The organism is Motilimonas cestriensis (assembly GCF_021295315.1).
GTDB classification, from domain to species: Bacteria; Pseudomonadota; Gammaproteobacteria; order Enterobacterales; family CBDFNC01; genus Motilimonas; species Motilimonas cestriensis.
Genome location: NZ_JAIMJA010000007.1, coordinates 121144 through 143857, shown reverse-complemented (window position 1 = coordinate 143857; position 22714 = coordinate 121144). Strand labels below are relative to the sequence as shown.

The following is a 22714-nucleotide window of genomic DNA, read 5'->3' as shown; positions in this document are numbered from 1 at the left end:
TGTCAGTTAAATATCGCAGCATGAATGCTGCTCCCACGGGGGCGAAACACCAAGTAGGAGCAGAATTTATTCTGCGAACAAGGCGCGTGAATGAAGCTCGTGTTGCTTAGCTCACCGCTACGCCATGGGCAATAATAGGCAGCTGATCAAGCTGCCAGTTGTTGAGCTCAATTTGGTTAAGTAGGCATTGAGTGCGATAGCGGGTGTTACGCAGTAGTGGTTTGCTATGGTTGCTGAGCCAGTGGTGACGAGTTTGAGTGTATTGTGAGATCCATTGCTGTTCGTTGCCTTGGTGGCGCGGTGTTTTAGCGGCAAAGCGCTTGCGTAAAAACGCCATAATATGGCCTGAATGAATATATGAGTCGTAAATAACCAGCCAGCTAAGGGGGCAAACAAAACCTTGTTGCTGGGCCCAGTGGTAGGCGGGCTGCCAATAGTGCTGGCTAAAAAATTGGTCTTGGCTTTGTTGCATAATAGGGTCGTGTTGGCCTGCTTGGATTAATAGCTGTTTGAAGTGGTTGTTGTCAGCCAGCGGTTGGCGTTTAATTTTGTTTAAATAAGGCGCAAGCTCAGTTTTGTAGCGGCCTTGATTAGTGCAGTAAAGACGAATTAAATCAATTAATTTTCCTTGCTCGGTGGTTTGGCTGCGGCCATAGGTTATTTGCCGCGTGTTGCCTTTGCCATCTTGCATTACAACCAGTGCATGATAGTTACCGCTGGTTTTCCCTGTTTCAAACACGTTGATGATACGCCATATACGCTCGATGACCTCTTGGTTAGCAAGTTTGTTGGCATTGTTTGCCACTGCCACTGGTTGTGGGCTCGCTTGCGTTGGGGGCTTGTGTGGATTGTAATGCAGGCTCATGGCGTATGCTCACTTAGTTGATGGCTTTGATTGGCAAGTGTGGCGTTGACTCGCCCACTTATTAGCGTGTTAAGAAGATGCTGAAACACCACGCCAGGCTGCTGATGAGTTTGGTTGATAAAGTAGCTATGGCCTTTGGGGAAATCGTAGTGGGTATTGATGTCGTCACAATCGATGCTGTAAACGTTTTGCGCCAGTTGGCTTTTGTCTTCTGGCCCGCTGTGACCTAAACGGCGTGAGGCAATGCCATTGGCAAGGTTGGATACTTTACTTGCGCGTAATGCTAGATCGTCACTGGCAAAATAGACACTCACATTACGCGCCGCTTGGCTTATTAGTCTGCCCGGCTCGGCGTGACCTAAGGTTTGATTGTTGACGTCGGCGGCGACTAAAAAAATGTGGCGAAAAATTAAGGGGACGCCTTTACCTAGGTAGTCATGCTCCCACCGGTATAGGGTTTCACGCAGTACACGGTTACCCATTGAGTGAGCCAACACGTTCATTCGTTTTAAACAGGGATCGTCAAGGTTGCTTTGCTGCCAAACAAGTAGCTTTTGCAGTACCCGTGCGAATGCCATGCCACTGGCGTCGGCGGATTTTTGATCGTCCCAGTAGTCTTTCACAATGCCGATATCGGTATCACATGGCCAGATAATCGGCACCACTTGAATATGGTTGTGCTGGTGTTGATCAAAGTATTGTTGTAGCTGCTGCGCCCTTGGAAAAATGTCAGGCTCGGGCTGATTGCTAAAACCATGGATATAAAACAGCAGTTGCTGATAAGGACTTTGTTTGAGTTGCTGCATGAAGCCAGTGGAGCCAAGTTCGGTGTATTGGTTGGCTTGGTTGCGCAAACAATAAAACACCTCGCAGCTTGGCGCGTTACATTTTGGATCAAAGTTAAACGTGCTGTTGGCAGCAGCGGCGCGATCGCCTAATGGCGCCCGATTAGTTATAAATAACATATATATCAGTAGTGGTTTTTGATTTTATAAAGTTAGACAAAAATGGCTAGTTGTTGGCTGTTTATATAAAAAATGTGCGCAAGGTAGATATTGTTGATTGCTGCACTTGTTGAAACATTGCTGTTTAAGCCTGCTGCTTCGCTGCAATACGTATAACGCATTCATCGTTTCAAAGCTAAAAACCATAATAAAAGTAAGGCCTAATTCGCAGTTTTATCTTTTGCCGTTTCGATGGCAAATAATTTATCTATAATCTGAATTGAATGAACCGACAAGGGGTTGGTTTATACCCAATCAACTTGAACATGCATGTTTCAAGCATTTTCAGGTTGATTAGATATGTATAAAAAACTGTTTAAGGATGAACGATGAAAACACTGTTATCAACGGCGGTGCTAGCGGCACTCGCGGCCGGGCAAGCACAAGCCACTTGTACGCTTTTTCCAGAGACGTTATTCAACAATACACATGCACAGTTAGTGGTGGAGACTCCAGTGGTTGATTTGACTGCTCCACCATGGCTGCCTGATCAGGTTTATCAAGCGGGCGATAGTGTACAGCACCAACTTGTTAATTATCAGGCGCGCTGGTGGACGCAAAATGAAGAGCCTGGCCCGAGCTGGGTAAGTTGGCAAAAAATAATGCAACAAAATGCAGTTTGGGATGCAACGGCTGTATACAAGCAAGGTGACACGGTTTTGTTTGAAGGCGTAATTTATCAAGCTGAGTATTGGAACCAACAAACCACGCCGGGTGCAAGTGGCGCGTGGTCGCATCATCCAGTGACGCAAAAAATGCGTAGTGCCTTCTTTATACGCTCTGGCTACAGTTGTGCCCGACCACCGTCTGATTTTGGCGGTAACTATTGGGAGGTGTCAGGCTCTAACTCGTTAAAAATGATGCCTATTATCACCGATGAAGTGATCTTTGATTACGTGATTATTGAGCGTGATGAAGAAATTTCCTCTGAGCCGATCCGCGCCTCAATTGGGGGTGTTTCTTGTGAGGGGCAGATGGCTTGTAATGCTTTGCTTGATGGCGTGGCGAAGCAGGTTGATTATTATAATGGCTATAGCTATTCATATACCGAAAGCCATGGCTCTAAAGAACCAACGCCGGAACCAACGCCGCTGCCAGTGAACCCTGCGTTAGCGTCTTCAGCCTTTGAGTTGGTTAATGCTGAAAACCAAAAGCGGCCAGATGTTGTGGTGAAGTTCTGTAATCAACAGCATGTTTGTTTGCCAATTAGCTTTTAATGTTATGGAGGAACTGCCGCGATTGTTAAGATCGCGGCTTAAAAGCCACTCCTGCAATTTATCCGAATCATCGTTTTCATCGCGTGTTTTTGGACTGATTTGTTGCCAGCTCTCTCAATTCTACTCATTCGCACCTCTTTGATTTTTCTTATATCTATAATGCTTGATTGATGGCTAACATGAGTTGGCTAGTAATAAAAAAGGAGCAATAATGAAAAGGATGTTACCAATCGGCTTACTGTCGCTACTGGCCGCAGGGCAAGTACAAGCAACGTGTGGCCCAATAATCAATACCCCGATCACAGATAATACTGATTTGGTGGTGGATTTTCCCTTGGTTGATGTGAGCGCCCCGCTTTGGCAATCAGAGCAGGTCTATCAAGCAGGTGAGATTGTTTTGCACACTAATGGTTTGTATCAAGCTCGTTGGTGGACACAAAATGAAGCGCCGGGGCCAACCTGGGCAAGTTGGAAACTGCTGACACGTGAGAATGATGTTTGGCGTTCAAATGCAGTATATAACCAAGGCGATACGGTGCTGTTTGGTGGAAAAATCTACCAAGCGCAATATTGGACTCAAGGACAAACGCCAAGCGAGTTAGGGCCTTGGGTGGTAGCAGAAGTCACCAAAAAGATGCAAGCTGCGCAATTTAGTCTGGAGAGTTATGATTGCGGTGCACCGCCGCAAATGAATCCTGATGGCAGCTACTACTACACCCGCCATTATGTTCGCAGCATTAGCCTTGCGACCGAAATGACCGATGAAGTGATTTTTGATACGGTGCGTTTCTCATCTAACTTTACCGGTAAGATTGAGCCGATCACGGCTGTGATTGATGGTCAAACTTGTAAAGGCCAAGCGGCTTGTAATGCGCTGCTAAATGGTGAGGAGAAACAAGTAAGCTACTATTCCATTGCCACTAAGTCTTGGTCTAAAACTTATGGCAGTGTGATGCCAACGCCGACTCCCATCCCAACACCTCCACCAAGTTTTGAGCAGGCACAAGCAAATGAAGAGCTTGAATCTCGTACTATGATGCCACCCACTTTAGAGCCAACGCCTGTGCCAGAGGTTGTGTTGGTTTGTAGTGAAAAAGATATTTGTCGAAAGGTTATTGTTAACCTGTAAACAGTTTCCGATGGAAGGTTCCCTGAGCAAGCTCAGGTCCTACAGGTATTTCGGATGTAATGTTCGGTAGGAGACGAGCTTGCTCGGCGAAGGATAGCGATTCCCTGAGCGAGCTCAGCTGCTATAGGCGTTAATATTTGTACTTACTGTTCATATCTGCTAAATATCAACCCCATCAATAATATTGAAATGTAATAGGTTTTCCATGAAGGTGCTGGTAGTTGAAGATGAACAGGCCATTGCAGATAACATCGTTTATTCCCTTAAACTTGAGGGCTTTGCGCCGCAGCACTGCATGCTAGGCAACGACGCCTTGACCTTATTAAAACAGCAACCTTTTGACTTAATAATTTTGGATGTTGGCTTACCAGATATTAATGGTTTTGAAGTGTGTAAGTTGGTGCGCCAATTCAGCGAACTGCCGATCATCTTTTTAACCGCTCGCGATCACGAAATTGATCGTGTAGTAGGCCTAGAGATTGGCGGCGATGATTACGTGACTAAGCCTTTTAGTCCGCGTGAGCTGGTGGCAAGAGTGAAGGTGATTTTAAAGCGCGTTGGGCCAGCGCAGCCAGTGCCAGTAGCGCATAAACAAGAAGACGTTTTACTATGCGATGAAGTTAAAAAACAATGGCGATATTACGGTGAGCCCCTTGATTTAACGCGCTATGAATATGGCCTATTGGCGACTTTGTTTAGTCAGCCGGAGCGGGTATTTAGCCGCGAGCAATTAATGGCCGAGGTTTGGCCTGATGCTTGTGGCAGTTTTGATCGGGCTGTTGATACTCATATTAAAGGGTTAAGAGCGAAGCTGAAGAAAGTTTCTGATAACGACCCGATAAAAACCCATCGTGGATTAGGTTACAGCCTCGTGCTGCCTGGCTCGTCAGCGGAACGTTAACCATGAAATTGCCCAAAATTAGTTTTCGCTTACGATTGTTTTTGTTTTTCTTTCTACTGATTGGCGTTGGCTTGTCGCTGCAATTAAACGTGCTGACCAGCGAATTAAAGCCTGGGCTGCGTCAAGCCACCGAAGAAAGCATGGTGGATGCGGCAAATTTGCTTGCTGAAATAGCCACGCCTGAATTTGTTCGCGGTGAGTTAGCAAATGGCGAATTTGATCGCGCCTTTAAAGCGTTTAAGCAACGTGAGCTGAATGCGCAAATTTGGACCAAAGCAAAAACCGAAAGCTTATTAAGGGTATACATTACCGATAGTCGGGGTGTGGTGGTGTATCACAGTGAAGGGCGCGATATAGGCAAAAGCTATTATCGCTGGAACGATGTACAGCGTACCTTAAATGGCCAATACGGCGCGCGCAGCACCGAAGCGGTGAAGGGGGATCCGTTAACTTCTGAGATGTATGTGGCGGCGCCTATCTTGGTGGGCGAACAAGTTATAGGTGTGCTGACTTTAGTCAAACCCAATCTCTCATTACAACCTTTTTTAGAGGTCTCGCGGGATAAAGTAGAGCGCTTTGGCATGGTGTTAATCTTACTGGCGGTGTTGTTGGGCTTAGCCGTGAGTTATTGGTTAACGGGATCAATAAGAAAGTTACGCGACTACGCTGTGGCGGTGAGCCAAGGCAAAGAGGCGGTCGCGGTGCCGCAATTTTCCGATATTGAGCTTGAGCACTTGGCTCAGGCGATGGCGCACATGCGGGTGCAATTAGAAGGCAAAAATTACGTTGAACAATACATTCATAGTTTAACCCATGAAATGAAAAGCCCTGTTGCCGCCATCAAAGGGGCTGCTGAGTTGTTAGAGCAGGGATTACCACCGGCTGATCAAGCGCATTTCATTGGTAATATTAAAAATGAAAGTGTGCGCGTTGAAATATTGATTAACCAGCTATTGGCTTTGGCTGCGCTTGAAAACCAGCAGGGGTTGAATAACATCGTTGCTGTTGACTTAGGGCAATTGGCACTAGCTGTGGTTGAACGTTTAGACCTATCACTTAAGGAAAAACAGTTAACGGTTAATATTCAAGGTACAGGCTGTGTAGAAGGTGATGCCTTTTTGTTAGGCCAAGCCATTGAGAATCTCATGACCAATGCCATTGATTTTAGTCCTGTTGGGGCTGAGATCAGTTTGACCATCGGCGCTAAAAGCGATCACATTTTTTTAAAAGTGGCCGATCAAGGCCCCGGTTTACCGGATTATGCGTTGGCGCGGGTGTTTGAGCGTTTTTATTCTTTACCGCGTCCGCATACAGGGAAGAAGAGCTCTGGCTTGGGCTTAAGCTTTGTTCAGCAAATATGTTATTTACATCAAGCCAAATGCAGTTTAAGAAATGGTGAACAAGGCGCAATCGCGCAGCTAACGTTGCCGTTCACTCAGCCAAAATAGACGTGAATGGCTTGACAATTCACACATAAAACACACAAAAGCCACATCGTTAACACAAATGCCTTGGTTACTCTTTTGCTATATCAAAAGGGAGAGCCAATATGAAATCGATGTTAGGTAAAAAAATCATTTTCTTAGTTTTTAGCGGGTTACTCGCCGCTTTTGCGTTAACCGTGATTGAAGAATTAATTCAAGAGCGATTGCACTATCAAGATCAAGCTAAGCGCAGTGTTGCCCACGCATGGAGTGGTGAGCAGCAGGTATTTGGGCCGATGCTGGTGGTGCCGCATCATTACCGAGAAGTAAAATCGGTTTGGGACGGCAAGCTTGAAAAGTATATTAATCGCACGGTTGAGCACCGCAGCGTGCTGTACATTATTCCAGAGCATCTTAAGTTAGACTCACAAATGACCACGCAGCAGCGGGCCCGGGGCATATTCTCGTTTCCGGTGTTTACCAGTCAAATGACGTTAGCAGGTGAGTTTGATTTAACCGAATATAACCGTCTTAAAAATATGCCAAATGTATTTAACATTGAAACGCCGTATTTGGCCGTTACTTTATCGGATATGCGCGGCATCAATAACAAGCCCATTTTGAATTGGCAAAGTAGTCAGCACACCTTTGCCGCAGGCAGTAATTTGAGCTTTAGCCCACAAGGCGTGCACGCACCGTTAGAAAACCTAACTGGCACCCGCGCTAAGTTTGATTTTGAATTAAACCTGCGCGGCATGGATACATTGTGGTTTACGCCCATTGCCAAAGACACCAAAGTGGATTTAGCCGCTTCGTGGCCCCATCCCAATTTTGTCGGCCAGTTTTTACCGACCGAGCGTGAAATCAGTCAACAGCAGTTTCAAGCTAAATGGCAAGTATCGGAATTTAGCAGCAATATCACGCAGGATGTGACGCGTTGCCAAACTGGGGATTGTTCAGGCTTGATGAGCAATCGTTTTGGCGTGAGTTTAAACACGCCGGTGGATATTTACCGACAGTCTATTCGCAGTGCTAAATATGGTTTGTTGTTTGTAGGATTAACCTTTATTAGCTTCTTTGTGTTTGAAGTGCTCAAGCGTCTGCAGATTCACCCGGTGCAATACACCTTAGTGGCGCTGGCGTTATCGGTGTTTTATTTATTGTTAATTGCATTGTCTGAACACCTTGGCTTTTTAATGGCTTATGGTCTTGCCACCAGCGCTTGTGTGTTGTTGCTGACCTTTTACGTCGCTTCAATACTGCGTAATGTGAAATGGGGGCTCGGATTTGGCGGCTTTATCGCTCTGTTATATGTGCTGCTTTATGTGATTTTAAGCTCTGAAGACCATGCGTTATTACTTGGCGCGGGATTAGTGTTTGCCGCCCTTGTTTTAGTCATGGCTGCCACCCGCCATTTAGATTGGTATCAAGTAAGTAATTGGGCTAGCGAAAAAGCCAAAGCGCAGCTGTATCGCGCCAAGCAAGAAGAGCAATGGGCAGATGACCTGTTAGATGAGCCTGAAGCCCCAATCAGCCAGTCAAAAGATTAACCACCGAGGATATGGTTTTTCGCGGCTTAAAAGCCGCTCCTTGTATGTTGAACTTGTTGATTGGTATTTTTTGTAGAACCTTAGCTTGCTCAGGGATGTGTGATATTCGCAGAGCAAGCTCTGCTCCTACAGGGGATAAACACCACGTAGGAGTAGCATTTATGCTGCGAATAAAGCGCGTGAAATATCGCAGTATGAATCACCGATTAAAACCGCATCTAAACCCACGTAGGAGTAGCATTTATGCTGCGAATAAAGCGCGTAAAATATCGCAGTACGAATCACCGATGAAAGCCGCATCTAAACCCACGTAGGAGCAGCATTTATGCTGCGAATAAAGCGCGTGAAATATCGCAGTATGAATCACCGATTAAAACCGCATCTAAACCCACGTAGGAGCAGCATTTATGCTGCGAATAAAGCGCGTGAAATATCGCAGTACGAATCACCGATGAAAGCCGCATCTAAACCCACGTAGGAGCAGCATTTATGCTGCAAATAAAGCGCGTGAAATATCGCAGTATGAATCCCCGATGAAGGCCGCATCTAAACCCACGTAGGAGTAGCATTTATGCTGCGAATAAAGCGCGTGAAATATCGCAGTATGAATCACCGATGAAAGCCGCATCTAAACCCACGTAGGAGCAGCATTTATGCTGCGAATAAAGCGCGTGAAATATCGCAGTATGAATCACCGATGAAAGCCGCATCTAAACCCACGTAGGAGTAGCATTTATACTGCGAATACAGCGCGTGGAATATCGAGATATTTATCCCGCATACAATCTAACAGCATGGCCGCGCTAACGTGATCAAATCCACCTCACAAAAATGTACGTTAACCAAGAAAAAATAACCATCTTTAACTGATTATTTGTTTTACTGGCGCAATACCAATATTAAATAGTTAAAAGTCTCGCTATGCTACATGTCAATATTTCTGTTTTAGTGTTTGGTCACGAGCCAACCCATATTCCTATCCCCGATGTTTCGTTGCAATTAACGCAAACCGGTATTAGTGTCAGTGAGTTAATTCGCTTAACGGTTGCTAAACAAATAAGCGCCATGACGGCCGCGCAAAATCAGCCTGAATCGATTGCTGAGAGCGTTCATCATCAATACTTGCACCCTGATGACGTCGAGCAAATGCAAGTCGAGGGCAAAATTGCTTTAGCTAAGCCCCTTACCACGTCAACACCTGTCATCAATGTTGAACAAGAAGCGGCGAAAGCCATCACGGCATTTCGTAATAAACGCTTCAAAATCTTTATCGACGGTGAAGAAGTCCACGACGTAGATCAACTTTGTCAGCTACACAATGATTCAAACATTAAATTTTTACGCTTGATCCCGCTGGTTGGCGGCTAACTAGGAGAGATAAAATGGAAAATTGGCGCCCAGCACACCAGCAGGTGTTTAATGCCGTTAGCGAACTTTTGACTGACGTAAACAATATTCGAGACCTGAAAGATGATTTTTCAGACCTATTTGAAGGCAGGGATAACAAGCCAGAGTCGCAGCGCGAAATTGAACAGTATGTTACTCAACTAATGGAAAAATTAGGTGATAATGCATCAAGTCAATTAGCTGAATATTTATTGCACCCGGCGGAGCATTATATTGAAAGCAACTGGAAAAATATGGACGGCTTTATTGCTGATATTGCCAGCTTGCTTGCCGTGTATTATTTTGCGGAACATCCAGATGAGAGCCTAACCCAAGGGGTGATTAAACGTTTATTTTGGATCTTAGAGGCTTACTCTGAGGGCACTGAAATAGCACCAAATACATACTTAAGTGAGGAGGATATTTTACAGCGTTACTGTTTTCCCAACAGTTATGACTGTGTACGCTTTCTACTATTGATGCAAGAAACCCCTGCGATTAATCAAGCATTAAAAGTGGCTTTTTCAGGGCAGCATAACCGAATAATTGCACGTAAAGAAAGTGATTATGCTTATGAAAGACGTAACCGCAGCAATCACAATTTGTTGGGTTCACTTTATAGCGAGTTTGCAGATGTGTGCCAGCGTTTACACAGCAATAACCAGTTTGATTATGATTGGTTTAAACAGGCGGTATTAGTTCACCCCGAGTTAGTGCGCAGCTATTGGCTTGAGCCTGATATTGATGAAGTTAAAGCAGATAGTGAGTTCTCCAGCGAATTTATCAAAGCCTATTCCACGTATTTAAAGCAGCTGGTGGAAGAATTAGATCCTATTGAAAATGGTTATGCGCTATCGAGTATTTTTGATTATTCACAAACGGCGGGTATTTCATGGTTGAAAAAAGGGTTGGGGCTAATTGAGCAGTACGGCATCAAGGCAAAAGCCCTAAAAGATCTCTATGAGCATGATGTATCGAAAGCGGCTTACTATTTAATCCGTTGTCCTGGTTTGCTCAAAGATGAAACTCAAGCGCAATTAATTGCCATGTTAGGTGAGTTTAAAGAAGCCACTTTATTAACTGCGCTACCTTATGCAGGCTTTGCCCGTGATGCCATTTTGATCGCGCTAGGTTGGCAGTCTCTTTTACCCGTGCAAAAAATGCTATTTCATTGGGGCAAAGGAAATCCAGCAACGTTAGATAGTTGCAGAGACGTTTGTAATTCAACCAGCACAAATTCCGGCGTGATAGATAGAAGTGCCGCCAGTGAGGTGTTGGCGGCCGCCGACGATAAGGCATTAAAAAAATATATTAAAGCGATGAACGCATCGAGTATCGATCTGAAGAACTATCTGGTGCTATTGACCGCTGTTAAAGGCTGGGACAAGGAAAAACTTGAGAAAAAGTTAGTGCGCCACCACCAAATAGCCATTAAAGCCTATGGCTTGTATGCCATCGAAGATGATGTTGAGTTAAAAGCGCGTTATCTTAAATTTAAACAAATGCACAAAGAAGCGACGCAATATGGCGCGGAGCGTCAAGCGAATACTCAAGCTGCAGTGAAAGCGGGCTTGAAAAATTTAGCGCAGTCGGCCGGATACAGCGATGAAATTCGCATGGAATGGGCATTAGAAGCGGACATTGCTGATGACATGGTGGCGTTTAACCAAGAGCATGAAGCAGAAGATTGGACTGTCAGCTTAGTGATGGCAGGACTCAAAGCTAAGATAGTGGTGAAAAAAGCCGGCAAGCCCCTAAAGTCAGTGCCGCCAAAAGTGCGTAAAACGCAGATTTATCAGGCCATGCGCGCCGCGCAAGATAATGTGCGAAGCCAAGCAAGCCGATTTAAAAATACCTTAGAAGAAATGATGTGTCAGCGCGATACCATCAGCGCCGATGAGCTAGCAACTTTAAGTCGCTTGCCTGTGGTGAAAGGCATGTTAAGCCAGTTGATTTTAAAATCGGGTACAGGTTTTGGTTTTTTCAATGGCACTACGGATACGTTAACGGGTTTATCAGGGGAAGCAGTGGCCATTGTTGATGAGCCGGTGATTGCCCATGTGTATGATTTATTAAAAGTGAATATTTTACCGCAAAGCCAACAGACAGTAGTTTCACAGCGATTAGTTCAACCTTTTAAGCAAGCGTTTCGTGAGCTCTACGTGGTGACGCCCGCTGAAATTGAAGCAAAACATGACTCGATGCGTTTTGCCGGTCATGTGGTTGATGGCGCGATTGCTAGTCGCTTATTCCAAGGGAGAAACTGGACTCAATATGGTGGTGATTGGGTCGAGGTTTTTAAACGTTTTCCGAAACAGCAATGCTATGCCCAAGTGGAATTTCCCGAATCACGTCACTATTTGGCTGAAGATGATGGCCCGATGGATGTGATTTACTTTAAACGCGGCAATGACAAGCTGTTACTTGAAGATGTTGAGCCGGTCGTGTTCTCTGAAGTGATGCGAGATATTGATCTTGTTGCATCGGTTGCGCAGCTGGACGATGAGTATGGCCGTTGGTCTACAGAAAGTGCGCAGCGCCGCGGCGAGTTAGTATTAAACCTGATCCAAGATTTAGGCTTGAAACAAGTTCGTTGTGAAGACAACTATGCCTATATTGACGGTAAGCTAGCTCAATATCGAGTGCACCTCGGTACGGGGGTGATCCATATTCAACCAGGCAACTACTTATGTATCGTGCCAGAAGGACAAGCGAGTGAGGATTTATATCTGCCGTTTGCCGATGTCGATAAACGCATGGCAGAAATTATCAGTAAGATATTTTTACTGATTAGCGATGACCAGATCAAAGATGAAACCATTCTAAGTCAAATTAATCAATGCGCCGCGCAAAGCGCGTAAGTAAGGAGAGCAAAATGGCAGAGTTACATTCAAATTTATATTTTAAACACCCAGAGCCAGATCAACATAAAAAGTTGGTGGCGTTGCTCACCTTACATGATCTTAATTCTGGTCAAAATCAAGATGATATTGACCAGCAATTTATACACTTAGCGGCTGACATTAACCCAGAAAAGGGCGCCGAGTTAGCAACTGATCTGCTCAATTACGTAACGAATGAGCTTTACAGTGAGTTTGGCTCTGAGAGCGTAGGGGAAATTGCGGGCTATTTTACCTCCCATTGGGTCGGAGGTTCACCGGGTGATGAAATTCAATATGGTTTGGTTAGCTTTTTACATCATCTTTGCCCAGAGATACATGTGTTGTCTTGGGGCTGTGGCGATGATGACCCTTGGGAATTTTGGTTCTTTGTTCATGATGGCCAAGTAATGCGGTTTGATGACTACCCATTTGAAGGGGAGGACACTATTTTATTGGGCACTATCTATCGGCGTTGGCACCAAGGCTTACCCAAGCAAATCCGCGAAGGTTTTTTGTATGACGCTGACTATGCCGATGAGGTTGAGCACGATGATTACCAAATGGTGTCGGAGATGCGCTACCAAGAATGGTTGTCGGAATTAGGTCAAGACGATGAATACGACGAAGATGCGCCTTATGAAGAAGCTGAAATTGAGCAAGTTGGCCCTGAATTAGACGATGTTGCTTTAGAGGGCTTACGTGCCATTTGCGCGGGCTTGTCGCAAGAAGCCAGTATTGAAGAGACGTTGCTGGTGCTGAGCAAAGCCAGCCAATGTTTAGTGGAATTAGAAAGCCAATATCAGTCGGGTTATGAAATGGCACCTGAGAATCCGCAAGATTTCTTAGAATTTTATCCGCAATATAGCGATGCCATTGCGATGGAGCCATTAAACACTCACTTAGCAACTTACTTAAAACAAGTTGTCTCAAAGTTAGCGCAAGGTAACTTACTCGGTACCTTGATTTTGCAACATGATGAAGTGTTAGATTTTATTTGCGTATTGGGGCCTGTGTTAGAAGAAGGCGCGGAGCTGCTAGAAGGAGCCATTGAAAGTTATGATGATTTTCTGGTTTGGAAAGACTTTTTGGTATTGATGATGGAAGCAGAGTAAGTTAATTACTAGTTTTCGCGGTATAAATACCGCTCCTACAGGGCCTGATTCGTGGCGCAGTAGGAGAATTTATTCTGCGAATAATCACTAGATTTCGCGGTATAAATACCGCTCCTACATGGCCTGATTCGTGGCGCAGGAGCAGAATTCATTCTGCGAATAATCACTAGATTTCGCGGTATAAATACCGCTCCTACGGGGCCTGATGCGTGGCGCAGTAGGAGAATTTATTCTGCGAATAATCACTAGATTTCGCGGTATAAATACCGCTCCTGCAGGGCCTGATGCGTGGCGCAGTAGGAGAATTTATTCTGCGAATAATCACTAGATTTCGCGGTATAAATACCGCTCCTACAGGGCCTGATGCGTGGCGCAGGAGCAGAATTTATTCTGCGAATAATCACTAGATTTCGCGGTATAAATACCGCTCCTACAGGGCCTGATTTGTGGCGCAGGAGCAGAATTTATTCTGCGAATAATCACTAGTTTTCGCGGTATAAATACCGCTCCTACAGGGCCTGATTTGTGGCGCAGGAGCAGAATTTATTCTGCGAATAATCACTAGTTTTCGCGGTATAAATACCGCTCCTACAGGGCCTGATGCGTGGCGTAGGAGCAGAATTTATTCTGCGAACAAAGCGTATGCAATGTTGCAGTATTTCTGCTGCTCCAGCCGAGTTCGAAGCCACTTAGATCCCAATTAAGCATCTCAGTTATTGCGCCGTTCCTTAACAATCAATTAACATACAATGTTCTATATCTCAGCAGGATACTAGTGTTATCCATGGTGAAATAAGCGATCTCAAGGATGAGACAGATGTATCAAGCCAAACTCGCCTTTATTGTATTCATGTTATTGTTTACAAAGCAAATTCATAGCGCGCCTCATTATAGCTTTGCCAATGTGTCATTAAATCAAGGGTTAACCCAAGCCAGTGTTAATGCCATGGTGCAAGACGACAGCGGTTTTCTGTGGTTAGCCACGCAAGAAGGGGCGAATCGTTTTGATGGTCACCGCTTTGAATCGATTCCCGCTGGCGCGTTATCAAGCCAATTTATCTGGCGCTTAGCAAAGGGTAGGAATGGTCATTTGTGGATATTAACTCCTAATGGCCTTGATATTTATGATCCAACGACACAATCTGTCGTTCGCAGTTTCACACCTGAGCAGTTAACGGGCACCCATGCTGGCTATCTCATTCGCAGCATTCTTATTGATGGTGAGCACGCCTATTTAGCGGGCAGGGGCGGCGTTTATATGGTTTCTGAAAGGGGGGATGTCACCAATATTTCTGCTGAATCTAATCTCAGCAAACTCACTCTTGATGTTCATAGCCTTGCTAAAGATGGGCTCAATACCCTTTGGGCGGCGACCAACAAAGGGCTATATTTCTCACCGGCACAGAGCAACGATTTTGAGCTTTTTACCGGTGAAGCCATCAATGCAGAGCTTGATGCCACGTGTCTTACTGCCACCAATCAAGTGGTATGGGTTTGTAGTGCTGACGGACTTTATGAAATAAATAGCCAAACGCATGAGGTGCGCTATTTCTCGAATCAAGCACTGGCGTTAACCGATCCCGTGCAAATATTGTTTGAAGATTCAGCAGGGCTGATTTGGCTGGGCTCAAAAGCAGGCCTTTATCAAGCTGATTTTGTCAAACAACGTGCATATCCTATTAGCCTGGGTCAGGGCTTCTCTGAAGTGTTTGTTAGTGCGATTTTTGAGGATAAGGTCGGTAATCTATGGATTGGCAGCCAACTTCATGGTGCGTTTAAATTATCGAATACTGCACGATATTTTAACTTAATTGACAAAAGTGATGGCTTATTAGATAGCTCTGTCATGGCGTTAAACAAAGATAAATACAATCAGCTACAAAGCTTTACCGCAAACGGGGCCTATAACTTGGTGTCTGACGATGGCAAGTTAATCGACAAAAAAATATTGACTAAAATGAACGGCAATAAGCTTGGCGTCATCGTTCATTCTTTACCCTTTAATGGTAAAACGTGGTTAGCTGGCGATTTTGGTGTTGCTACTTTTTCGCCTCAATCTAGCCAGCTTGAGCCTTATTCGTTTGACCACTTTGATCAGATGAATAGAGGGCGCTTTGTCAGTGAATTAATGGTATTCAATGATGCGCTCTGGGCACTATCGTTTGAGTCTGGTTTATTGAAATACGATCAGGTTACCGATCGGTTCTCACCATTCAAACCGGATGACTGGCCGAGTCATCAGCCCTTTTTAGCTAAGGTGACCAGCGCCGCGCAAAACCAAGCAAAAGTTTGGTTGACCACCGTGGATAATCAACTTATTGAGATGGATAAGAAAAGTTTTCAGCTCACTGAGCTGACGGCCAATGGCGCCTTGGTTTTTGATGGGGTGTACGATCATTTAGTTGATCAATCTAGTCACGCACTGTGGCTTGCTAGTCGCTCTGGGGTTATCCGTTTTGATTTAAATACTAAACAGTTTCAATCAATAAAGGAGCCCAGTGGCTTTGACCAAGGGCGAGCCGCATATTCGGTTTTTGAGGACGCCAAAGGCGATATTTGGAGTAACGCAGGGTCGACCTTATTGCATATTGATCCCAACAGTTTGCAAGTAAGGCGCTTTTCATTAGCTAACGGCATGGCTATTCAAGAATTTAACGCTAAGGCCAGTCTTGCCCTCGCAGACGGCCGTTTTTATATGGGCGGGATAAATGGTCTGTTAAAGATTGATCCTGCGCTGGTTGATTTAGAGCAGCAGGCCAGTGCTGCACAAGTCACCCATATAGAAATCAAACAGGCGACAACCATGCGCAGTGATGAATCGTCTTGGGTAACGGTGCCGTTTCGATATGAACAAAGACTTAACCTAGTGCAAGATTCGGCCATTAGATTACATTTTGCCGATTTCTCATTTAACCCCGACACACGCTTTCGCTATAAAATGCAAGGCATAGATAATAGCTGGAATTATACCGAGCCCGGTCAGCATTCGGTCACTTATCATCAATTACCGCCTGGGCGTCACACATTTTTTATTGAAAGTGAAAACGCGAACGGTGAGTGGTTGGGGCAACAAAAGCTGAAGCTAGCAGTTCCGGCTTATTTTTACCAAACACTTTGGTTTACCTTGTTGTTGGGGTTGCTGCTGGTCATGGTTGGCGTATTGATTGCGCGCTCTAGAGCGCGATTTTTACAGCGTCAGAATCATAAACTTGAGGGAAAAGTACAAGAGCGTACCCATGAAATAAAAGCTATGTTGGATCAGCGGGTTCGCTTGTTTGCTAATGTGTCCCATGAGTTTCGCACACCTTTGACGCTTATTCTGAGCCCGTTAACGTCGGCTCTATCTGACAAGGCATCATCTGCTATCACCCCAACCCAGTGGGCAGTAATAGAGAGAAACGCGCGTCGCTTACTGTTAATGACAGATAAACTGCTTAAATTGACCCAAACTGGGCTCAGGGAGCCCTCTGCAGTCACGCCGTTTGATCCGGTGATCAAGCACATTAAGCTGCAGTATCAAGATTTAGCACAGCATCAACAAGTTGATATTTGCCTATCGGGACAGGCGGGTTATTGTGTGGCGGCCAGCGCGGATGAGTTACAACTCATTATTCAAAATGTCATCAGTAACGGCATTAAATATAACCGTCCCGGTGGTCATGTTAACGTTAAGTGGCATGGAGACAATGGCCAGTTGATCATAACGGTTGAAGACGATGGCTATGGCATTGATGAGGCTGATTTAGACCATATTTTTGAACCTTTTTATCGAGAACAACAGCGACGGCATCCCGATGTAACAGGCACCGGATTAGGCTTAGCTTTAGTTAAGGAAACCTTAATTGCGATAGGCGGCGATATAACAGCGGAATCAACCTCTGATCAAGGTAGCGTCTTTTTGATTCGTTTGCCCCTCGCGCGCGCTAAGGAAATTGTTGAGCCTTGTTTTGACTTTCAGCCATTAACAGAGCCCTTGCGACCCGTTACACGTTCACAGACTAATGCAATGAATACTGCCACAGACATAGACGATATTTTGTTGATTGTTGAGGATAATATTGAGTTGTCAGATTACTTGGTGTCGGTATTTTGTGACCACTACCAATGCTTGGTGGCCAGTGATGGCCAGCAAGCATTGGCGATAGCCACTGATGCAATTCCAAATGTGATCCTATGTGACTGGCAGATCCCAAGTTTAACCGGGCTGGAAGTATGTGATGCGATTCGTGACAATGATAAAACCTGCCATATCCCTTTTTTATTAGTGACCGCTAAGGTCGATGATGACTCACGAAGGATGGCGCTAGTACATCAAGTGACGGATTTTATCACCAAGCCATTTGATATCGATGAGCTTAAATTAAAAGTAGATAACTTAAATGTGCTTACCCATGGTTTCTCCGCTGATAAAAGTGAGCCCGCGGGTCCCATAGGCATTAGCCATGGTCTTAAAGGTAAAGACCAAGAGTTTATTAATAAACTTGAGCATATTTTTAAGCAGCATTTTCATGATAGTGATTTCAGTGTTGTGCAATGTGCTGAGCAAATGTTTATGAGTAGTAAGCAGTTGCAGCGCAAAATTAAAGGCTTGCTAGGGGTGACACCGAGTGAAATGCTACGGGAATATCGGTTACTGCAGTCTAATGAAATTCTACGCTCTGGCATTGCCATATCGGAAGTGGCGTTAATGTGTGGCTTTAGTTCGCAAAGTTATTTTACAACCCTTTATAAGGCTCGCTTTGGCGTCACACCGAAAAAATATCAGGATCAAGTCGAGCGGGTATAACAAGCTGGTTGGTGCCATTTACTTTCGCTAAATTGATACCTGTTCATTATTAAGTTAATGAAATTTAGTTATAAAAAAATTACTTGTCAGTTTTAGCCTGCGTTGAATGGTAACCACTCTGTTCGCTGAAATAAGCCATTCATTATGGAAATAGCCTAGCTAATTTGCAGAGAAATGACAAAAGTAGCTTAAACATTGTTTATGACATCTTGTCGTTTAGTTTCAAAAAAACGTCCCTTATCTGAAATAAATGGTTGTGCGCTTTATCTACTCTAAATGGGCTTAAAAGAACGAGGACGTTCTGGTTGAGCACTCATTAGAATTGATAAAGGAAGACATGATAATGTTTAAATTGAAAGGAAGCGTCATTGCAGTCGCCGCTGCATTAATAGCCAGCCCTGCTTTTTCAGCAGAAGTAGTGGAATTGAACCTAGACGATGTCAACAGCCTAGGTATTGTTGGTAGTCCACAAGCACTGAGTTTAGGCATACTTGCTGAGCCAGATGGGTTGAGCGTGGCTGAGCAAAGTAATAGCGCGCAACACGGCGAACTGCATCAGACGTTGCAACAATATTACCAAGGTGTCCCGATCCTCGGTGGTGATATTGTGTTGCTTAAAAATGAGCAAACGGAAAAATACACATATGTAGCAGGTAGCGTGCTTAAAAATATTGAGGACGATGTAAAATCAGTCACGCCTCTGATCAGTGTTCGGGATATTGATGGCTTAGCGAAACAGATTATCGCGCGTGATGAAGGCACCTCTCTTGATCGAGTTAAACAAGAGCAGCCAACCCAGCTTTATATTTACGCCAGTGAATCGGGTAAAGCGCACTTAGCTTACTTATTCTTTGGCTTTGTTGATGTCAATGCCGTTAAAGCACCAGTGTTGATCATGGATGCCAATACTGGGGAGGTATTAGAGCAATATAATAATATTCCCCATGCCAAAGCGACGGGTGAAGGTGGCAATGAAAGACGCGGTTTAATCAGTTACGGTCAAGGTGAGTGGGATCATCTGAGCGTTACGAAATCAGGCAATCGCTGTACCTTGGAAAACCAAGATGTGCGCATAGTCAATCTAAATAATCGTGCTGATTACACGACTACATCTCCGGCTTACCCATACAACTGTGTTGATTCTGATAACCGTTTTGTTGAAGCGGATGTGAATGGTGCTTACGGCGTGGGCAGTGAAGCTTTGTACAATGGTACTAAACATGTACAAATGTTTCGTGATTGGTATGCCACGGCGGCGTTACCTTCTAAGTTGATAATGCGTGTGCATTATGGCAATACAGACAAAGACGCCAATAATGCTTTTTGGTATCAGGGCAAAATGAGTTTTGGTGATGGCGGCTCACGCTTTCATCCGTTTACCAGTGTGTCTGTGGTGGGCCATGAAGTCGCTCACGGTTTTACAGAAAACCACTCAGGTTTAGTTTATAGAAACCAATCAGGTGGGCTGAATGAATCATTTTCTGACATGGCGGGCATGGCATTAAAGGAATACATTTATGGCCGTGCTGATTTCATTATGGGTAATGAAATCTATAAAAATTCGGGCTTTATGCGCAGCATGAAAAACCCGACATCTGATGGACGCTCGATTGATCATGTATCAAGATACACCACTGGTATGGATCCTCACCATTCGTCAGGTGTGTTTAACAAGGTGTTTTACAACTTAGCGACTACGCCCGGTTGGAATGTGAGATATGCATTTGAAGTGTTCTTACGTGCCAATGAGCGTCGTTTATGGACCTCTAACGCAACTTATCAGCAAGCGGGCGATGGCGCTTGTCGTGCGGCTGCCGATTTAGGCTGGGACGGTAATGACATTGCGGCTGCCCTTAGTGATGTTGGTTTGTCATCAAGCTATTGTCGCGCTGGTAAAAAACCCGTGGGTGGCGTGACGCCAACGGTTGCACCCACATTAGCACCAACCGTTACACCAACAACGGAGCCGACGATAGCGCCCACGCCTGATCCGTTACCAGGCGGCGCTTGGAACAGCCAAAAAGTTTATCTTGCGGGTGATAAAGTGTCACACAAAGGCAAGCAGTATGTATCACTGTGGTGGAACCAAGGTCAAGAGCCAGGGACTGCACAATGGGGACCATGGGATTTAGTGGATGGCGGCACAGTGCCTGAGCCAACGCCACAACCTACCGTTGCCCCAACGGTAGCACCTACAGTTGAGCCAAGTGTTACGCCAACCAATGAGCCGGGTGAAGGTTGTAACGGTGTTGGCGCTTGGAGCGCTAATCAGTCTTATTCACTAGGCGATGAAGTGGTTTACTCAGGTAACCGTTACGAGGCAATTTGGTGGAGTACCAATGTCGTTCCTACCGCGAGTTCAGCTTGGAATATTTGGAAAAAATTAGGCGGTTGTTAATCTGCTTAATGAATGATAAAGGAGCCAGTTGGCTCCTTTAATATTCAACTAATCACTCACTCGCCACCCTTGATCGGATGGCGAGTTTGTTTGGTTTTACACTTTAAATGTTTCGATTTCTTGTTGTAAGTTCTCGGCTAGTTGCGCTAGCTGGTCACTGGCCGCACTGCTTTGCTCTGCACCTGATGCAGTTTGATTGGCTATTTCACTGATGTTGGTGATGTTGCGGTTTATTTCTTCGGTGACAGAGCTTTGCTGTTCAGCTGCGGTGGCAATTTGTGCGTTCATGGCATTGATTTGATCTACACTTGCAGTGATTTCAACCAGTGCATCTCCCGCTTTTTTCGCTTCAAGTGCTGTGCTACTGGCATGCTCCGCGCCTCTTTCTAAGCGTTGCGTTGCGTCCTTACTGCCTTGTTGTAAGGTGAGGATCGTTCCTTGAATTTCTTGGGTTGAATGTTGCGTACGACTAGCAAGGGTGCGAACCTCATCAGCAACCACGGCAAAACCACGGCCTTGTTCGCCTGCGCGCGCGGCTTCAATCGCTGCGTTAAGTGCCAGTAAGTTGGTTTGCTCTGAAATACTTTGGATCACATCGACTACGCTGCCAATATCTAAAGCATGTTGTGCTAGCGCTTGCATTGAAGCAACAGATTGCTGCATTTCATCAGACAAGTTTTCAATCATGGTGATACTGTCTTTGACTATTTTAAGACCACTAGCGGCTGATATGTCGGCTTGCTCTGATGCGGTTGAGGCAGATTGTGCACTTTGCGCCACCTCGTGGACGGTCGCGGTAAATTGATGGATTGCGGTGGCGATGAGCTGGGTTTGCATCTGTTGGTCTAGAATATTTTGTTTAGTTTGCAAAGACACCGCTGAGTTTTCTTCAGCCGCTTGAGCCAATAGTTGGGTTGATTGATGGGTGGTTTGTACTAAGTGATGGAAGCTATCCACAATTCGATTAACGTGGACGGCGATATGGGCAAATTCATCATCACCCGAAATATGCACGCGCTGGGTTAAATCACCTTGGGCAATATCGTTACCGGTATGCTCAAGTTGGTATGAGGCGCGGTTAATTCTGTTAATGATTAACCAAGATAGCCATGAAATAACACTGATGCAGATGACTACCGTAGCAAGGGTAAAAGTAAAGAAAGACTCGCTGTTGTTTTTTGCGTGTTCGAAATTCGTTCTTGCCTCGTTCGTCTGTAGCGTTAAAAAGCCCGTTGCTTGCTGGCTGACTTGAACGAACATAGGATTAATCACTTGCAGCAAAATGAGATTTGCTTTGGTGAATTCATTGTTTTGTAATGCAGAAATTGCGGGGTTGAAACCTTGGTTAGTGATCTTGTCGAGCTCTGCTACTAATTTATTGATTTGCTTGCTTTCTTCGGGCGATAATTGGGACGTTAATATTTCTTTGTCGACGATATTGTGCAGCTCTTTTAACGCATTATTAATTGCATCAATATGCTGGTTAAGGTGGTGTTGATGCATTTTGGCAAAGTCAGAAGTTGGATCATGCTGAAAGGACAATAACAGCTGGCTGCGGGCACTGCTTAAGAGTTGCAAAATTTTTCCTGAGCGTACTGTATGTTGCATGCCTTGTGTGTACAGGTCTTCTAGGGAATTAGTCGCTTGTTGCATACCAGTGATGCCTTGGTAGGCAATAAAGATTAACGATAGCAGTGTAATTAATGCACTGATTTTAAGGCGAGCATTGACCGTTTGAAACAATGACAAAAACCCTGTTTTATTGGCTTTTGGACTAGAGCGCTGTGGTTTATCGACATTGGTTGTAATAGATTGCATCTTTCACTTCCTAACACTTAGCATATTATTCTTTTTTTTATTCTAGGCTTTGCGAAGAGAAAGCATAGACTAACTACTAGTGTAGTTTAATCAAGGTTGATTTATATCAAGGGCGGGTAGCAATATTTATTTACTTATTGTTATTTCTGACAATATTTTACCTCTTGGTATCGCTTCGTTATGATGCAAACCCGTTTAGGTCGATTTTCCTAACCCGTTTTTTCGATTTAAGCGTTATATTA

Annotated in this window: 13 protein-coding genes; 10 read left to right on the top strand and 3 right to left on the bottom strand. The window is 44.8% G+C overall.

Annotated features, from left to right (window positions below; translation table 11 throughout):
- Positions 1-106 precede the first annotated feature (106 nt).
- Positions 107-865: a chitosanase gene (locus tag K6Y31_RS08795; protein WP_233052418.1), complete on the bottom strand. Its 759-nt coding sequence runs from the start codon at positions 863-865 to the stop codon at positions 107-109.
- Positions 862-1830: an alpha/beta hydrolase gene (locus K6Y31_RS08790; protein WP_233052417.1), complete on the bottom strand. Its 969-nt coding sequence runs from the start codon at positions 1828-1830 to the stop codon at positions 862-864. Before K6Y31_RS08790 ends, K6Y31_RS08795 begins: the two co-directional genes overlap by 4 nt.
- Positions 1831-2198: 368 nt before the next feature.
- On the opposite strand from K6Y31_RS08790, the gene K6Y31_RS08785 reads away from it, so the two are divergent.
- From K6Y31_RS08785 to K6Y31_RS08740, 10 genes are all read left to right on the top strand, one after another.
- Entirely contained in the window at positions 2199-3086 is an 888-nt protein-coding gene (locus K6Y31_RS08785) for a carbohydrate-binding protein (RefSeq protein ID WP_233052416.1), read from the top strand.
- Positions 3087-3297: 211 nt separating this feature from the next.
- Positions 3298-4215: a carbohydrate-binding protein gene (locus K6Y31_RS08780; protein WP_233052415.1), complete on the top strand. Its 918-nt coding sequence runs from the start codon at positions 3298-3300 to the stop codon at positions 4213-4215.
- A 205-nt stretch (positions 4216-4420) separates the two neighbouring features.
- Entirely contained in the window at positions 4421-5116 is a 696-nt protein-coding gene (creB, locus tag K6Y31_RS08775; RefSeq protein WP_233052414.1) for a two-component system response regulator CreB, read from the top strand.
- Between the two features lie 2 nt (positions 5117-5118).
- Positions 5119-6564 (top strand): two-component system sensor histidine kinase CreC, encoded by a 1446-nt coding sequence (gene creC / locus K6Y31_RS08770; protein WP_233052413.1) that lies wholly within the window; start codon positions 5119-5121, stop codon positions 6562-6564.
- Positions 6565-6665: 101 nt separating this feature from the next.
- The gene (gene creD / locus K6Y31_RS08765) at positions 6666-8090 is read left to right on the top strand and encodes a cell envelope integrity protein CreD (RefSeq protein WP_233052412.1); all 1425 of its coding nucleotides are present in this window, start codon (positions 6666-6668) and stop codon (positions 8088-8090) included.
- 921 nt (positions 8091-9011) lie between these two features.
- Positions 9012-9458 (top strand): hypothetical protein, encoded by a 447-nt coding sequence (locus K6Y31_RS08760; protein WP_233052411.1) that lies wholly within the window; start codon positions 9012-9014, stop codon positions 9456-9458.
- 14 nt (positions 9459-9472) lie between these two features.
- Positions 9473-12337, top strand: coding sequence for a DUF4132 domain-containing protein (locus K6Y31_RS08755; RefSeq protein WP_233052410.1), 2865 nt, complete (start codon positions 9473-9475; stop codon positions 12335-12337).
- A 14-nt stretch (positions 12338-12351) separates the two neighbouring features.
- Positions 12352-13470 carry a hypothetical protein gene (locus tag K6Y31_RS08750; RefSeq protein WP_233052409.1) on the top strand — a complete coding sequence of 373 codons (1119 nt, stop codon included), beginning with the start codon at positions 12352-12354 and terminating at the stop codon, positions 13468-13470.
- 817 nt (positions 13471-14287) lie between these two features.
- Positions 14288-18256, top strand: a complete 3969-nt coding sequence (locus K6Y31_RS08745; RefSeq protein ID WP_233052408.1) for a hybrid sensor histidine kinase/response regulator transcription factor — start codon at positions 14288-14290, stop codon at positions 18254-18256.
- Positions 18257-18599: 343 nt separating this feature from the next.
- The gene (locus K6Y31_RS08740) at positions 18600-20654 is read left to right on the top strand and encodes a M4 family metallopeptidase (RefSeq protein ID WP_233052407.1); all 2055 of its coding nucleotides are present in this window, start codon (positions 18600-18602) and stop codon (positions 20652-20654) included.
- 96 nt (positions 20655-20750) lie between these two features.
- Here K6Y31_RS08740 and K6Y31_RS08735 read toward each other — a convergent pair whose 3' ends face one another.
- On the bottom strand, positions 20751-22472 hold the full coding sequence (locus tag K6Y31_RS08735; RefSeq protein WP_233052406.1) for a methyl-accepting chemotaxis protein: 1722 nt from the start codon (positions 22470-22472) through the stop codon (positions 20751-20753).
- Positions 22473-22714: the final 242 nt, after the last annotated feature.

Bases quoted from the DNA above. Each gene is read 5' to 3' on its own strand.
- K6Y31_RS08795 (WP_233052418.1), bottom strand. From the start codon at position 865: ATGAGCCTGCATTACAATCCACACAAGCCCCCAACGCAAGCGAGCCCA.
- K6Y31_RS08790 (WP_233052417.1), bottom strand. From the start codon at position 1,830: ATGTTATTTATAACTAATCGGGCGCCATTAGGCGATCGCGCCGCTGCT.
- K6Y31_RS08785 (WP_233052416.1), top strand. From the start codon at position 2,199: ATGAAAACACTGTTATCAACGGCGGTGCTAGCGGCACTCGCGGCCGGG.
- K6Y31_RS08780 (WP_233052415.1), top strand. From the start codon at position 3,298: ATGAAAAGGATGTTACCAATCGGCTTACTGTCGCTACTGGCCGCAGGG.
- creB (WP_233052414.1), top strand. From the start codon at position 4,421: ATGAAGGTGCTGGTAGTTGAAGATGAACAGGCCATTGCAGATAACATC.
- creC (WP_233052413.1), top strand. From the start codon at position 5,119: ATGAAATTGCCCAAAATTAGTTTTCGCTTACGATTGTTTTTGTTTTTC.
- creD (WP_233052412.1), top strand. From the start codon at position 6,666: ATGAAATCGATGTTAGGTAAAAAAATCATTTTCTTAGTTTTTAGCGGG.
- K6Y31_RS08760 (WP_233052411.1), top strand. From the start codon at position 9,012: ATGCTACATGTCAATATTTCTGTTTTAGTGTTTGGTCACGAGCCAACC.
- K6Y31_RS08755 (WP_233052410.1), top strand. From the start codon at position 9,473: ATGGAAAATTGGCGCCCAGCACACCAGCAGGTGTTTAATGCCGTTAGC.
- K6Y31_RS08750 (WP_233052409.1), top strand. From the start codon at position 12,352: ATGGCAGAGTTACATTCAAATTTATATTTTAAACACCCAGAGCCAGAT.
- K6Y31_RS08745 (WP_233052408.1), top strand. From the start codon at position 14,288: ATGTATCAAGCCAAACTCGCCTTTATTGTATTCATGTTATTGTTTACA.
- K6Y31_RS08740 (WP_233052407.1), top strand. From the start codon at position 18,600: ATGTTTAAATTGAAAGGAAGCGTCATTGCAGTCGCCGCTGCATTAATA.
- K6Y31_RS08735 (WP_233052406.1), bottom strand. From the start codon at position 22,472: ATGCAATCTATTACAACCAATGTCGATAAACCACAGCGCTCTAGTCCA.